Source organism: Microcystis sp. LE19-84.1B (assembly GCF_027531875.1).
GTDB lineage: Bacteria > Cyanobacteriota > Cyanobacteriia > Cyanobacteriales > Microcystaceae > Microcystis > Microcystis panniformis.
Map to the genome: position 1 here is coordinate 1 of NZ_JAPZSR010000288.1, position 15094 is coordinate 15094.

At 42.3% G+C, this 15094-nt stretch carries 11 protein-coding genes and 1 pseudogene; 3 read left to right on the forward strand and 9 right to left on the reverse strand.

Annotated elements, in window-relative coordinates; all coding sequences use genetic code 11:
• Nucleotides 1-316: 316 nt before the first annotated feature.
• A complete protein-coding gene (gene ilvB, locus O9324_RS16475) occupies nt 317-2170 on the reverse strand; it encodes a biosynthetic-type acetolactate synthase large subunit (RefSeq protein ID WP_288140745.1) in 1854 nt (617 codons plus the stop codon).
• A 153-nt stretch (nt 2171-2323) separates the two neighbouring features.
• Between ilvB and O9324_RS16480 the strand changes: the two genes are divergently transcribed.
• The gene (locus tag O9324_RS16480; protein WP_288140746.1) at nt 2324-2467 is read left to right on the forward strand and encodes a hypothetical protein; all 144 of its coding nucleotides are present in this window, start codon (nt 2324-2326) and stop codon (nt 2465-2467) included.
• A 51-nt stretch (nt 2468-2518) separates the two neighbouring features.
• Nucleotides 2519-3193 carry a dethiobiotin synthase gene (gene bioD / locus O9324_RS16485; protein ID WP_288140747.1) on the forward strand — a complete coding sequence of 225 codons (675 nt, stop codon included), beginning with the start codon at nt 2519-2521 and terminating at the stop codon, nt 3191-3193.
• 135 nt (nt 3194-3328) lie between these two features.
• Here the strand turns inward: bioD and O9324_RS16490 are convergent, their stop codons facing one another.
• From O9324_RS16490 to O9324_RS16520, 7 genes are all read right to left on the reverse strand, one after another.
• A complete protein-coding gene (locus tag O9324_RS16490; protein WP_288140748.1) occupies nt 3329-7141 on the reverse strand; it encodes a class I SAM-dependent DNA methyltransferase in 3813 nt (1270 codons plus the stop codon).
• A gap of 393 nt (nt 7142-7534) precedes the next feature.
• On the reverse strand, nt 7535-8278 hold the full coding sequence (locus O9324_RS16495; protein WP_287630613.1) for a DUF1995 family protein: 744 nt from the start codon (nt 8276-8278) through the stop codon (nt 7535-7537).
• Between the two features lie 365 nt (nt 8279-8643).
• Complete coding sequence (locus O9324_RS16500; protein ID WP_002790205.1) at nt 8644-8916, reverse strand: hypothetical protein; 273 nt, start codon at nt 8914-8916, stop codon at nt 8644-8646.
• A 5-nt stretch (nt 8917-8921) separates the two neighbouring features.
• The gene (locus O9324_RS16505; RefSeq protein WP_288140749.1) at nt 8922-9638 is read right to left on the reverse strand and encodes a hypothetical protein; all 717 of its coding nucleotides are present in this window, start codon (nt 9636-9638) and stop codon (nt 8922-8924) included.
• A 121-nt stretch (nt 9639-9759) separates the two neighbouring features.
• Nucleotides 9760-11505, reverse strand: a complete 1746-nt coding sequence (locus tag O9324_RS16510; protein WP_288140750.1) for a diflavin flavoprotein — start codon at nt 11503-11505, stop codon at nt 9760-9762.
• A gap of 212 nt (nt 11506-11717) precedes the next feature.
• Nucleotides 11718-12218, reverse strand: coding sequence for a phosphate-starvation-inducible PsiE family protein (locus O9324_RS16515; protein ID WP_061432370.1), 501 nt, complete (start codon nt 12216-12218; stop codon nt 11718-11720).
• Between the two features lie 142 nt (nt 12219-12360).
• Nucleotides 12361-14085 (reverse strand): diflavin flavoprotein, encoded by a 1725-nt coding sequence (locus O9324_RS16520; protein WP_288140751.1) that lies wholly within the window; start codon nt 14083-14085, stop codon nt 12361-12363.
• A gap of 335 nt (nt 14086-14420) precedes the next feature.
• On the opposite strand from O9324_RS16520, the gene O9324_RS16525 reads away from it, so the two are divergent.
• Nucleotides 14421-14564: a hypothetical protein gene (locus O9324_RS16525; RefSeq protein WP_287633047.1), complete on the forward strand. Its 144-nt coding sequence runs from the start codon at nt 14421-14423 to the stop codon at nt 14562-14564.
• A gap of 54 nt (nt 14565-14618) precedes the next feature.
• On the opposite strand, the pseudogene O9324_RS16530 reads toward O9324_RS16525, so the two are convergent.
• A pseudogene (locus O9324_RS16530) lies at nt 14619-14950 on the reverse strand (hypothetical protein); the annotation flags it as partial.
• Nucleotides 14951-15094 lie beyond the last annotated feature (144 nt).

Genomic DNA, 15094 nt, shown 5'->3' on the forward strand with positions numbered 1-15094 from the left:
AAATGGATTTTAGGTTCGATCCCCCCCGCCCCCCTTGATAAGGGGGGTGCCGATAGGCGGGGGGATCTCACAGTTTGTAATACCTACCTACTTAAAAATGGAGTTTATGTTCGATCACCACAGCCCCCCTGGCGAAGGGGGGTTCCGATTGGCGGGGGGAGCCCCCTTGATAAGGGGGGTGCCGATCCTTCCTTGATAAGGGGGGTTTCTGATAATTTTTAACGCCTACCTACTTATGATGTTCACACAGTAGAGAAAAAGCCAAAAACCTCCGTTAAGAATAACGGAGGCTGGTTAATTAATTAACAATTTTCAGCTACAATTTCGCCCCACATTCAGGACAGAATTTATTATTCCAACTGTTAACCGCACCGCAACTGGGACAATCGAGCATTTCACAACCCTTGGTGACAATTTTCGGTAAACCAATCATACGGGCATTACTTTGACCGGGGGCGACCATGGGATAACAATTTTCGTCTCTAGCAACGATCGCATTGACTAAAACTGGACCATCATGGGCCAACATTTCGGCAATTTTTGCGGCTAATTCCTCTCGATGGCGAATAGTAATCCCTTTCATGCCGTAAGCTTGGGCTAACAGTTCCACATCCGGCATTCCCACTTCCATATTGGAATTAGAATAACGTTCCCCATAGAAAGCTTCTTGCCATTGACGTACCATACCCTGCCAACCATTATTAATAATAATCGTCTTGGCATGAATATTAAATTGGGTTAGGGTGGCTAATTCCTGTAGATTCATTTGGAAACTGGAATCACCACTAATACAAATGACCTCCTCATCGGCAATGGCCACTTTTACCCCCATCGCAGCCGGTAAACCGAAACCCATTGTCCCCAATCCCGCGCTAGAAATCCAACGTCGGGGACCATTTTTGAGGAATTGGGCCGCCCACATCTGATGCTGGCCCACATCGGTGGTATAGTAGGCGTGGGGTGCTTGACGACCCACCTCAACGATTACTTCTTGGGGGGAAAGTCTGCCTTCCGGTCGAGGGACTTGCAGGGGATAATCTTGCCGCCAGCGCTCGATCTTGGCTAACCAAGCTTGGCTGCGATCGGGATTGGTGGGATAATCAAATTCTCTGGCTTTGTGGAGTATTTGTTCTAAAACTACCCGCACATCCCCGACAATCGGCACGTCAGGGGCGCGATTTTTGCCCACTTCGGCGGGGTCGATGTCCACATGGATTACCTTAGCTTTTGAGGCGAATTCGTCCAATTTCCCGGTTACTCGGTCATCAAAACGAGCGCCGACGGCAATTAATAAATCACACTCGGTCACGGCAAAATTAGCGTAGGCAGTGCCGTGCATTCCTAACATTCCCACCGAGAGGGGATGATGTTCATCAAAAGCACCGATCCCCATTAACGTGGTGGTGACGGGTAACTGAAAACGCTCGGCAAACTCGGCAATTTGGGCGTGGGCATTAGCTGCGATCGCACCTCCGCCAACGTAAAGTAAGGGTTTTTCGGCGGTTTCCAAGAGGTGTAAAGCGGCCTCAATTTGACGGCGATTGCCCTTAACCGTGGGACGATAGCCGGTTAGTTTCACATCTCCCGGTTCGACGGGGATATAATCGCATAGTTCTAAACCGACATCTTTGGGAATATCGACTAAAACCGGTCCCGGTCGTCCTGTACTGGCGATATGGAAGGCTTCAGCGACGATTCTCGCTACTTCCCGGGCGTTTCTAGCCACATAGGAATGTTTAACAATCGGGAGAGTAATACCATAAATATCGGTTTCTTGGAAAGCATCGGAACCGATGGCCGCCCGGCTCACCTGACCGGTGATAATCACCATCGGGATGGAGTCCATGTGTGCGTTAGCGATGCCTGTCACCAAATTGGTCGCCCCGGGGCCGGAAGTACCGAAACAGACCCCCACTTTGCCGGTGGCCCTAGCGTAGGCATCGGCGGCATGGGCGGCCGCTTGTTCGTGGCGCACTAAAATATGTTGTAATTCTCCCCGCTCTTCAAAGCGGTAGAGTTCGTCATAGATGGGCAGGATCGCACCTCCGGGATAACCGAAGATGTGCTTAACGCCATGACGTTTGAGACTGTCCATCAAGGCATAAGCACCAGAACAACGCTGGGGAACCGTTGTTAAAGAGTCATTGGGCTTGGGAAGTGATGAAACCACAGGGCAAACCGTCCAATTTCTAACTAGAGGGATAATTGCAATTCTGTTGCCTAGGATGCAACTTGAAAAATAGCAAAATTGATAACCTTATACTTTTAGTGTATTCCATCTCACCTTTTTGGCTGCAGTTTTTTTTCTTTTTGCATCTTACCCATGCAATATCTGGGGAAGTGGGGTGTGGGGTGTGGGGAAGTGGGGAAGTGGGGTGTGGGGTGTGGGGTGTGGGGTGTGGGGTGTGGGGTGTGGGGTGTGGGGTGTGGGGTGTGGGGTGATGGGGAAGTGGGGAAGTGGGGATAAGATGATAAATATTGGTGATTTTACCTGATCTTGACTGAGCCTGGAAGTTTTATGAATAGTCTTTTGATTGCGGCTACGGATACCGATGCGGGTAAAACCGTTGTCACCACTGCTTTAGTGGCTTATTGGCAAAAATACTATCCCTCCAAGGCCCTGGGGCTGATGAAATTAATGCAAACGGGTCAAGGCGATCGAGAATGGTATGAGGGTTTATTTCAGGGTCAATTAGAAATGATCACACCGCTGCAATATCAAGCACCCTTAGCGCCTCCTGTGGCTGCTGATTTGGAAGGTCGAGATATTCCTTTGGGGACGGTGTGGCAAGCTCTGCTAAACCTACAAAAAAGCCAAGATTTGGTTTTAATTGAGGGTTTAGGGGGTTTAGGTTGTCCTGTCACCCACGAGCTAACTGTGGCGGATTTAGCGGCTCAATGGCGGTTAAAAACCCTTTTGGTGGTGCCGGTGAAATTGGGAGCGATTTCCCAGACGGTGGCTAATATTGCCCTAGCAGAGCAGAAAAAGGTCAATTTAGGCGGAATTATCCTTAATTGTCTTGAACCGCGCACGGAGACGGAGATAGAGCAGTTAACACCGATCAATTTAATTCAATCCTTGACTAATTGTCCGGTTTTAGGTGTTTTTCCCTTTATCGAAGATCGTCGGGATTTGGATAAATTGGCCTCGGTGGTAGCTAGTTGGCCGGAAATTAAGCTGTCAAGCATTTAAATTGCTTGTTGAGACAAGGCAAAAGGCAACCCCCCCCTGCCCCCCCGACATCGGGGGGGTAAGGGTAGGGTTGATTCATAGTAGGGTTGATTCATGAATCAACCCTACAGGACATCGGGGGGGTAAGGGAATAAATTAGGGGAAGTCTAGATATTCTTGTTCTGTTAGGGCAAATTCTGGATCAATGATTTTTACCTCATTATAGGTGAGTTGATAGAGTTTGTAAACTAAGTGATCAATCTGCTTTTCTAATTCGCTTGTATCAGCGTTAGGATCGTTCTTTTTTGCATCAAGACATTTTTGTACAAGTTTTTCTATTGCTGTGCGTTGTGATTCAGTTGCATCAATAATAGGTATCTGTGAGACATATATAGACTTAAATCTTTTAAAATCTCCTCTAATAGCAGGACAAATTTGATTTATAAAAAATTTTGCTATCTTGGAATTAAGAAATCCTAGTAAATGTTTTGAGTTCAATGGAATTAAAAATAATGTACAGTCAAGAAGAAAATTACTATTGTCAAAAGCAAATTCACAACTAACTGCTATATCTGGATAAATAATTTTAGGTTGTTCAAATTCTTGCCAGTAACTAGCAGCATATCTTTGTAAAGCATACCACTCATATCTGATTCCTGTTTCTGCTTTGTTTCTAGCTGATAATTGTTCTTTAAACTGGCAAAGGTGATTATAAACAGCAGGATATTGTTTTTGAAATGCTTCTTCTGCTTTCACTGAAGCATCAACTATAGTATTATCTTCATGTAGTGGAAAGTGCCAAGGAATAAATAATAACCATAAATCAGGATTGTTTACTAGCCATCGTTTAACATCTCTCCCTCTTAAAAATGGCTTCAAAACGTCCTCTGAGGAAGGATGCTCATTAATTAATCTGTCGCGGGTTGCGCGATCAATTATAAAAGCTTCATTAAAACCTGTTAAAATACCACGATAAAATCTACCTTCTACATATTCACCTAAAGGCTGACCCGCATTACGCAACTTAGCTAATAAATCCAAAATTTGCGAAGACTCTAAACGCCAACCATCAGGCTTTAAATTTTCTTGAGCAATTATTAACCCATCTTGCTCTAATACTGTTGCAAACCGTGCAATATCTTGTTTTTTCGTTTCATCCCAGGATAAAGCTTGTAATTGATTATTTTTAGATTTATTTTTGCTTAAAGTGATAATACTTGGATAAGCTATCGCCTCTTCAAAAACAGGGAAATCACCAAAATCAATTAAATTGTAAATTGTGGTTGAATCTCCCAGAAGTTGACGCAACTTTTCACCATAACCTGCGCGAAAATATTTATTAGAGGAAATATAAGTTAAATTACCTTTAGGCTTTAACAAGTTTAAACCCAATTCATAAAAATAAACAAACAAATCAGCAACACCCGTATAACATTGATAAGTTTTTTGTAAAGTTGGTTTTAATTCCTTAATGTCTTCTTGACGAATATAAGGAGGATTCCCAATGACAACATCAAACCCGACAAAATCACCGTCATCATTCAACACTTCGGGAAACTCAAACCGCCATTCTAAAGCATTATCATACAGCCTACCGCTTTCAATATCTGCGATTTCAGCAGTTAGCTTATCAATCTCATTATTTAACTTAGTAACTTTTTTCTCCCGCGCTTTTTGCTCCGTCTTAGTCTCCTCAAACAATAAACCCTGATTTTCCAGATTATAAAGTTCCCCTTGTAATTGACGTAACTTCACCTTCTTAGGATTACCAATTAATAAATTAGCACTAAACCCAGCCTTAATCTTAGCAATCAGCGTTTCCATCTCCCGCTTTTGTCCCTTAGTTTCTGCGTTGCGATAAGTCTGTACAGCATTGCGATATTGCTCAATACTAAACTTCTGCTTCTGTAAAACCTGTTTAACATCCACATCCAAAGCAAACCGACTAATCAAAGAATTACCACACTTGATATTAATATCAATATTTGGCAAAGTTTCCAAGTTGCCATCCTCCCGATAATAAGCATTCTTTAGAAGCTCAATCCATAACCGCAAGCGACAAATCGTCACAGAATTAGGGTTAATATCCACCCCAAATAAACACCCTTCGATAATCGTCTGTTTCTCGTGAAATAAGGCTTGCTGTACCCGTTGCTTTTCTTTATTATGGGGATGATAAGCAAATAAATTTCCTTCATCATCGTAAACCAGTAACTTATCATTTCGCACTTCCACTCGATAATCTTTTAGCGACTTACCCGAACTATCTAATAAAACCCGTAACTCACTCTTAATCGCGATTATCTCATTCAAAGCCGAAACTAAAAAATGTCCCGAACCCACCGCCGGATCACAAATCTTCAGGCTATTAATAATAGTATTCGCCTCTCTTTTATCCTCAATTCGTTCATATAAATCATCTAAAGTTTGACAATTCCAGCCTTTTACTTCATTAAACTTCTGTACAATCGCTCGTCGTATCGTTTCCCGACACATATACATGGTAATAAAACTCGGTGTATAAAAAGAACCGTCCTTATAACCATTAATCTTTTCAAAAATTAACCCTAATACCGAAGCATTAATTAACTTTTCGCTATCTTCTTGAGGATTTTCTAACTCATCTCGATCGAATTTATAAGCATCCAAAAACTCAAATAAATAAGCCAACGCATTTAACTCACCTACTCGCTTATTACCCTGATTATCTTTTAGCACCGTACCCGCAAAAATGGGTAAAGTTCGCTCCCGCAAATTGCCAATAAAAATCGTTTGCTGTTCCGTCTCCGTTGGCTCAAATAACGAACTATTTAAATAAGGTACATGAGCAAAAGTCGTTTTAACCTTAGCCTCGCGCTTATTTGTCTCCTTGGCTAACACATCAAAAAACAAACTATCGAGATCATCATAACTGGGAACTTTCGCCAAATTGAGAAAGGCAAAATCTCGATCGCCTTGATGATATTTAATTAACTGCGCTTCCAGTAGTTTGAGAAATAAAACCCGATTAATCCAATTAATTGATAACCGCAACGCCACATTAAAAAGCCGTTCTTCATCCGTAGTTCCAAACTCTTCAGGATTTTTTAATTGTGCAATTTTATCTAAACTATCCAACCGACTAATCGCATTTTCAATCAGGGAACCATCACAGCGATCGCCTGCTTTCATTTGTCCGATTAACTTCTTCCCTTTTTCCTTAATTTCCGTCAAACCAATAATATACAAAAGCTCATTATAAAAAGGCTTATTTAAAGTATTACTGTCATTAACAAAAGGTAACTTAAGTAAATGCTCTGGCGCAAGAATCTTGTAAATATCAAGCAGATCTAAATTTTCCAGTTCTCGCAGATCAAAATGAGTAAACTTAATTTGCTCAATAACTTTAGCGATCGCTGGTTCGGCAATTTGTTGATAGAAAAAATCCGTTTTTGTATTACTCAGTCTCCCTGCTTCAAAATCGCAAAACTGGTTAACTAGAGCCTTATTAGCAAAAAACAACTCCTCAAAAATCTTGCCATCAAAAATAAACCACTCATAAATATTTGTCACGATCAAGTGTTTAATCTCAAGATTTTTATCCGTCACCCTTTCGCGGAGAAAATATAAAATTAACTGCTGAAAAGCCTTAGTATTAAGATTATCCAGTCTTGGCATTTCTGCATTTATTGTCCGAGTAGGTTTCTTCGTCTCAAAAATGACCCCCACTGGACTTTTAACATCCTGGTTATTATGAATCACCAGATCGATGCGCTCTTTTGTATTGATAAAATAGCGATCGGTATAATAGGTATTTTTTAAAAAATCTATCAGCAAATTTTTATTAAACTCTTCGGACTTTTTGCTGTCACATTGCTCCAACAAGCGCGTTAAATTAGCTTGAAAAACCTGAATTGTTTCAGTATCAGGCTTAATTTTTAAGTACACCCGATTTAAGGTTTGTTTGAGTTCTCGCTTATTGACGATCATAAAAGTTTACCTCTAGGAAACTACCGATTAATACCATTTTTCAAAAGTAATGACAGAGATGGTTATGCCTAGTGCATCTCAATTTTGTCGAAATATCTAGATATTTCGGGCGCACGCAGTGCGCCCCTACCATTGGCACCATCATATTATTGTAGGGGCGAATTGCATTCGCCCTCTTTGAACAACTTCTGCTGCTCACCAATAGGAGATGCACCCGGTTATGCCTGCTACAAATAAAGAAAAATGGTATAATTTTATTATAGCATTGCCAAATAATCGGTTAAAATAGAAGAACAAAAGTTGCAATCGAGGTCAATCTGTCGAAGCGAGGAATTTCTAACAGCAATGTGGAAAGAATTCCCCGTCACAGCGTAGCTTGACGGGGGGAGTATGTCACTGTTGCAATGCTTTTAAGAAGCGTCCCATAGTGGCAAATAAACCCGACTTTTTGGCTTTGTTAGCAGGATTAGAACTATCCTTAGGATTATTACTAGAAGCTTTCAGAATCAGATTTTCTAAAGCTTCGCCCATGGGTTTAGTGGATTGTTCGGAAATTAACTCGTAACCGTCTTCTTTTTCTAGCCAAACTTGCCACAAGGAAGGATAGGAGCGATACACAATCGCTGATTCCAAGGGACGAAAATAATAACAACTTTCTAGGGTACTTAAAAATCTTTCTCGCAATTGTCGGGCTGCGTAACCGATACCCACCACCGATACATCTTCTAATTGAGGAATTAGAAGAACCACGGGGCGATCTTCGGCAAGGTAACAGAGTTTTTCTACGGAATTAATCTCCACCGAGGAGGGACAAACAACTAAAAAAGCTTCATCTTCGGGCTTAATTTTGTTTTCGATGGGAATAAAACGACTACCTAAATCTCCCAGTTGAAAAACTGTTTCTCCCCAATCCCGTCGAGCTAACATGGCGGCCCCGGTATCGGGAAAAATTACCCTTAAACCAGAACCATAACTGTCAAAAAGAGAGGTAAAATCAAGGGCTAAAGCTTGCGCTTGTAGAGCAATTTCTGGGATAACTAATTCCACTTGTACGCGTCTAGCACCCGATTCTATAGCCAGTTGGGTGGCGGCTTTCGCTTGCAGGATTGTTTCTTCTAGGGAATTGGGTAGGGTCATTTCAGTTATCAGTTATCAGTTATCAGTTATCAGTTATCAGTTATCGGTTATCAGTTATCAGTGATTACCTCTGGTCGTCGGTGGATTAAAATCAGAAAGATTTTAATTTTTATAAAAGGTAGGGTTGATTCATGAATGAACCCTACGTCCTGTAGGGGCGAAGCATTCGGGCAATAACCTATCGGTGAAACCGTAGATTTTCTATCCGAATGCTTCGCCCGTACTTTTTGCCGCAAACCCTACTTAAGTTTAGATGAAGTGTGACGGGATTTGGCATCATCCCAAGCATTAAGATAAATCCTATAAAATACTTTTAGTTTTTAAGAAGAAAGTCGGTAATCGGGGAAAAGGTGAGGAAAGAAAGCTTAGGAAAGCTGATAGGAGCCGTGACGTTGGGCATAATAATCGAGAATTGTCGTGATCAGAGCGCGATCGCTTTCCTGAAAAGTCTCGGTATAGTTAATTTCCAAACTACCGATCTGACTTTGGTGATAATCGAATTGTTGGAACTGCTGGGGAGTGAGATGGGTTTCCACACCCTGAACCTGTTGTAAATGGCTGGCTAATTCTCGATAGATAGCCAAGGGCATTCGCGGATAAATAATGGTTTGTTTTTGTTGAATAGCAATCGATCGCACGGGTTTTATTCTCCTGATTCGGAAATATTATAGCTGATCGAGGCTTGCGGTGCGGCGGGTTCGGGTGCACCATCCCCTAAACGACGGGTAATAGTTTGACCGCGTTGTTGTAGGACAATATAGGGGTTATCGGGATCGGTGTTGATCGCTTTAACTAAAATTAAACCATTAGAGAGGGTAGAACCGGGAATAACTCGACGTTCCGTGGCTTCTCCGGGGGCTTTCACGATCGCCATAGGAGTGGTAGGTAACTGGACGATGCCCGATACTTGCACTTCTTCCGCTTCCGTCGGTTGCGGTGGTGGTGGCGGTGCTTTCACTATCGGTCGTCTGGGGGTGGGACGATTGCCCATTGCTGCGGGTGCGGGTCTGGCTGTGGTGGCCGCCAGAGTCCCAGCCGGGGGTTTTTCCGCCACTGTAATTGTAATATTTGGTTGTAGGGGAAAGGGAGCAAAGGGATCGCTGCGACCGCGATTAATTTCTGCGCGTTTTTGGTCGGGATCGGTAGCAGGAATCAATCCCGCTACCCTTAGGGGGGTTGGTTCGGTAGCTGGTTGTACAGCACCGCTAAAGGCTGGTGGTTGGGCAGCCGGGGGACTGGGAGAGGGGGTGGGGGTTTCTTGGCTGGGTGGTGGGGATTGATTAGCTTGGTTAGAAGCTGGACATCCCACCAACAATAAAGCGACACTCCCCACCGATAGGATTAGCGGCAATTTTTTCATACGGAAACAAAGACAAAATGGCCCGGTCGGACAACCTTGGATAATAACATAACCTATCTTTCCCAGAAATCTAGGCAGACCACACGGGGAAAGTCAGGAGCTTGACCCCGCTAGTCCGGTTTTAATACTGACCGCCGGATTTGCGATGACCGATGGCGGTGACACCGTTACTATCCAAAACTTGACCCCGCTCGACGGTGGCATAGACTAACCAGCGATCGCCGCAGAGTTGTCGCTCTTTGACCGTACACTCTAGATAGGCGAGACTTTCGCTTAAAATCAGACAGCCATTTTCCCCGACTTGGGTTTCTAATCCCGTAAAGACATCACCGCCAGATTTGATGCGATTGGAAAAATGACGGCGTAAATTGCGCCCTTCCTTGAGAATATTCAAGGTAAAAGCGGTTCCCGAGTTAATTAGGCGATCGGCGGCTTGTTCGTCAGCAACGGCGATAATTAGCCCCGGGGGGTTAAAACTGGCTTGGGATACCCAAGAGGTCAAGAAACCAGCATGATCCTCGCCCTGGCGAGTGGTGAGAACAGAGAGGGAACCGACGATCCGGCCAACGGCCTGGGCAGTGCGATCGATTTGTGTTTCGGTCATTCCCTGTTGGGGAACCCGCAATTTTTTGGTTTTTTTCAAGGTCCGGGCGAAGGTTTCTCCGGCTAAATAACCAGCTTGTAAACTGCTTTCTGTGGGGTTAAAACGCACGCGCAAGGATTCAAAACCGAGGCGATAATTGGCATCTTTGAGTTTAGTTTCAATTAAATCGACAGCTTCCCCACTCCAACCGTAGGAACCAAAAACCCCGGCTAATTTAGTTTTTGCTGCCGTGGAAAGAACGATTCCTAAAGCGGTTTGAATCTGGGTAGGAGCGTGACCGGCTAAGGTGGGAGAACCGATAATAAATCCGTCACAATTTTCGATCGCTTGACTAATTTCGGCGGGGGTGGCAAACTCACAATTTATTGATTCTACGGCCAGATCATTTTCTAATAATCCTCGTTCGATCGAGCGGGCCAGGGTGGCAGTATTTCCGTAGGCAGAAGCATATAATAAAGCCACTTGTAGAGGTCGAGTTTTTTGTTCTTGACACCAATAACGATAATCGTGGGCAAGACGACTAAGACTATGACGAATTATCGGACCGTGGGCGGGTGCATAATATTGGGCGGGAAATTCTTTAATTTTGTCGAGGGCTGTTTCTACCGCTTTGGATTGCACGGCATGGAGACAATCAAAATAATAACGACGATCCGCGTCTAATTGTTTCCAATTTTTATCCCAAAGAGCGTCACTGCACAGATGTACACTAAAGAATTTATCGCTGTATAAAATTTGGGTTTTTTGGTCAAAAGTGCAGATACCATCAGGCCAGCGCGGCGTAGGGACATTAATAAAACTTAGTTGATGACCTTGCCCTAAATCAAGGATTTCATCGCTTCGTATGCCCAAAATTTGGGCATCGGGAAAGGCATTTTTAAGGGTATTGACGGCAGATTTAGAACAGAGGATGGTGATTTGATGGGTGGCGGCTAATAAGGCCTTTAAAGTGACGATACGGTTGGGATTAACGTGACTGAGAATCAGATAATCGAGACGATGTAAGGAGATATATTGACGAATTTCTTCTAAATAAATTTCGGTGAAGGATTCTCCAGGGGGATCGATTAAGGCGGTTTTATCGCCACAGATAAGATAGGAATTAGCGGTGGTTCCCCGTTGACGAGCATATTCTATTTCAAATTTTAATCTGTCCCAAGTACGGGAGCGAAAAACCCAAGTTTTATCGGCAATTTCTGCGGTTTGAACATCGCGAGAGCGATTATTAATAGCAGGATTGGAAATTAAGGTAGTAGTGCTCATAATTGTTAAGTTGGGTGTTGGGTGTTGGGTGTGACCCCCCCAACCCCCCCGACATCGGGGGGGCAGGTGGGGTGTGGGGTGTGGGGTGTGGGGGGAGTGAGGTTTTAGAGTTTTAGTGGAAATTACTCTATCTCCCCATTACCCTATTCCCCCATTTCCCTATCCCCTTCTAACTGATAACTGATAACTGATAACTGATAACTGATAACTGACTAAATTTTGCTGTTTATTTCAGTTAATTCTTTAACTAAATGTTGACGATAACGTTCAGAAACTTTTTGTTCAGGATCGATACCTTCAAAGGTGGGAGGAAGCCAAACTCTTAACACCATTAATGTACCGAGAACTATTAGAAAAGCACAGGCAGCTAATACTTGTGTCCAATTAGTTTCTAGGACTCCTCTGACAATTAATTCTCGCAAAACCGAGACGATAGAAACTTCCACGGCAACACCGATAGAAACTCGTTTTTCTTGCAAATAAATAATCAACAATCGGAACAATTCTACTAGAATTAAGAGGAATAAAATATCGGCGGTAATAATCCGAAATTGAATCGGTGGCAGCAGAGACATAAACATTTCTCTGACTTCTAACACCATGAAGCTAAATAAACCGATACAGAGAGAAATGACAATTAAATCTTGAATCATTTCTAACACTTGTACTACTCTCACCATCATTGGGGAAGGTTTTTTAATTGGTTCGTACATTTTATTGCTCCTAAGATTGATAGAATTTGGTGTTAGGAAAGTGGGGAAGTAGGGTGATGGGAAGAATAAATAAAAATAATCTCCTGCCTCCTGATAACTGATAACTGATAACTGATAACTGATAACTGATAACTGATAACTGTTAATAATGGTTGCCAACTTTGCGATGATGGACAGCAGTTAAGGTATCTAAACGAGCAACTCGTCCGGTATTAACGGTACAATAAACTACCCAATGATCGCCGCAATCTAAACGACTGGTGACTTGACATTCTATGTAAGCTAAGGCATCGGCTAAAATTGGTGATCCATTATTAGCAGTATAGGTTTTAATGCCTTCAAAACGATTGGCACCGGGAGAGAAACGCTTGAGGAAATGTTTCATTAATTTCTGATAATTATCCTCAGCTAAAACATTTAAAACAAAGGTATCGCTAGGCTGTAAAAAGGATACCATTGCCCGATCTTTGGCCACTGCAATCGCCACACCTAAAGGATTTAAACTTGCTTGTGTCACCCAAGAGGCAACCATGGCACTAGATAAATCGGCTTTTTGGGAAGTAATTAGGTATAATCCAGTGCTAATACGACCTAAAGCTTTTTCTAAGTCGTTGTTAATCGACTTAATTTGTTTAATCGTTTTTTCTCGGCTTAACCATTGGCCGAGGTCGGTTCCTGCTTCATCGGCAATCAAATCGAGGGATTGATGGGAATTGTCTTTAACTAAAAGAGGAGGAAAAGCTTCGATCGCTCCGATCTCCTGTAATTTATTTCTTAAGGGAAAAATTGGTTCATCTTCCCCACCTCCTGACTCAAATAATCCTACCGCTTGTTTGCCATTAATTGAAGCAAGAATCGTGCTTAAAATTGTCTGGTTAATCGGGGAAGATTGGGGAGGCATTCCGATGACAACTCCCTTCGATTGATTGATTAATTCTCTGACTTCGTGGGGATCAGCATTATTCATATCGACTAATTCTGTCACCACATCATTTTTGGTCAAACCCTGACTGATCATAGTAGCTAAATGTTCGCTTTGTCCGTAATCTTGGGTAAAGAATACAGCCACTAAAGTATCAGCAGAAGTTTGTTCTTGACTCCAAGTTTGATAGCGTCCCACCCAATCAGAAATATGGTGTTTTAATAGGGGACCGTGACCGGTGGCAATGAGATTAATCTCAAATTTCTCGATTCTTTTAATTGCCCCTAAAACTGAACGAGCGTTCGGTCGCATCAGACAGTCATAATAGGTTTGAAAATCGGCTTCTAGCAGGTCTTTTTCTCGATCGTAGGTTTGATCATCACAAAAGTGCATTCCGAAGGCATCACAGGTAAAAAGGGTGGCAGTTTTAGCATCAAAAGTGAAGATAGTATCGGGCCAATGAAGATTAGGGGCTGCAACAAATTCTAAGACATGGCCATTACCTAAATCTAAAGTATCACCACTTTTAACGATTAACTGTTTAAAGGGTCTGTGTACCATGTTTTCGAGGAATTGCATGGCAACTTTTGCCCCCACCACGGTAACTTCTGGGACTAATTCCAAAACCTCTTTGACTAAACCACTGTGGTCGGGTTCGGTGTGACTGATAATTAAATAATCAAGATGATTGATGTTGATTAGTTTAGTTAATTCATCCAGATAAAGGCGATCGAATTTGCGGTGAGATGTGTCAATTAGGGCGGTTTTTTCCCCTTGAATAATAAAAGAGTTATAAGTGGTACCGTTTTCTAAACCAAATTCGATATCAAAACGATCGCGATCCCAATCCAAACAGCGCAAGGTAAAAGTATTTTCGGCGATTTCTTGGACTTGTGTGGTTAAACGGCTGGTTTTAGCGGGTTTTGGGGTGATTAAAGCAACCATAATTTCTATCTCCCACAGGATTTGATTCGGAACTGCATTTGCTTAATTCCTATGGTGACTTGCTTTCAGCGATTTGTAAAATACCAATTACTCAAGTCAATGATTAGTTAGATTTATATAACCTTTTATCTATGGTTGTGGATATTAATTTGCGTGCCGGCCCTACCGAATCAAGATCTGAATACTAATTGTGCATCCTATCCACCGGTTGGCTTAGTCCTCGGTTTTGCTTACTGTACTTTTGCCCATTTGTCAAGTTTTTTACATAATTCTTAATATTTCCCTCGTTTTTGCTCTCTCGCTCTCCTGGGGTGTTTTGTTTTCGATGTCAGTCTATGGGTGAACCTGTAACCCATGAGGATATTTACCAGCTATTGCGCGCTGGTGAAACGTTTTTTGTTTTAGCTGAAGCGGTAACACAAGTCCAGAAAACGGGTTTCTTCGAGAAACCCGTTTTCTGGATATTGTTTTTTGGCTGAGGGTTTTAAGGTGAATTGGTGGGCAGTGCATCGCCCTACGGTAAGATGTTCTTATTATATTCTTGCCAAAGACTGCTTAAATTCTGCGAGAGAATTAGCAGTAGCTGCTAATTTTAGTAGCTCTTTTAAGAGAGTAAGGTTAGTGATTTTGTCAATCATCTCTTCAATTTCTGAAGAAATCTGTTCAAACCGCACAGTTAAAACTGTTTTTATGTCATCGCAGCTATTTTCTAACGCTCCAATTTCCTTGCCAATTTCCTTACCACGTTCTATCCCTCGTAACTCCATATTACTAAAGACATGGTTCTTTCCTCCTCAAATTGTTTAATTTTACTCTCTAAGCTTTCCTGCAATTCAGGGGATAAAGTCATCATATTGTCGATGATTTAAAACAGTTTACTAAGTAAGGTAGGTATTACCCACACTACTTATTTATGATGATACTAAAAGACTTCCTACACTCCTCAAAAGAATTTACTATAAGTGCGGCTTTTAACATCTCTTCTAAAACCGAAATAACTGAAGCATCA

What these genes read in the sequence shown, in the direction of transcription:
- O9324_RS16495 (WP_287630613.1), bottom strand. Translation starts at nt 8,278, where the DNA reads ATGACCCTACCCAATTCCCTAGAAGAAACAATCCTGCAAGCGAAAGCC.
- O9324_RS16525 (WP_287633047.1), top strand. Translation starts at nt 14,421, where the DNA reads ATGGGTGAACCTGTAACCCATGAGGATATTTACCAGCTATTGCGCGCT.
- O9324_RS16480 (WP_288140746.1), top strand. Translation starts at nt 2,324, where the DNA reads ATGCAATATCTGGGGAAGTGGGGTGTGGGGTGTGGGGAAGTGGGGAAG.
- O9324_RS16510 (WP_288140750.1), bottom strand. Translation starts at nt 11,505, where the DNA reads ATGAGCACTACTACCTTAATTTCCAATCCTGCTATTAATAATCGCTCT.
- O9324_RS16490 (WP_288140748.1), bottom strand. Translation starts at nt 7,141, where the DNA reads ATGATCGTCAATAAGCGAGAACTCAAACAAACCTTAAATCGGGTGTAC.
- bioD (WP_288140747.1), top strand. Translation starts at nt 2,519, where the DNA reads ATGAATAGTCTTTTGATTGCGGCTACGGATACCGATGCGGGTAAAACC.
- O9324_RS16520 (WP_288140751.1), bottom strand. Translation starts at nt 14,085, where the DNA reads ATGGTTGCTTTAATCACCCCAAAACCCGCTAAAACCAGCCGTTTAACC.
- O9324_RS16505 (WP_288140749.1), bottom strand. Translation starts at nt 9,638, where the DNA reads ATGAAAAAATTGCCGCTAATCCTATCGGTGGGGAGTGTCGCTTTATTG.
- O9324_RS16515 (WP_061432370.1), bottom strand. Translation starts at nt 12,218, where the DNA reads ATGTACGAACCAATTAAAAAACCTTCCCCAATGATGGTGAGAGTAGTA.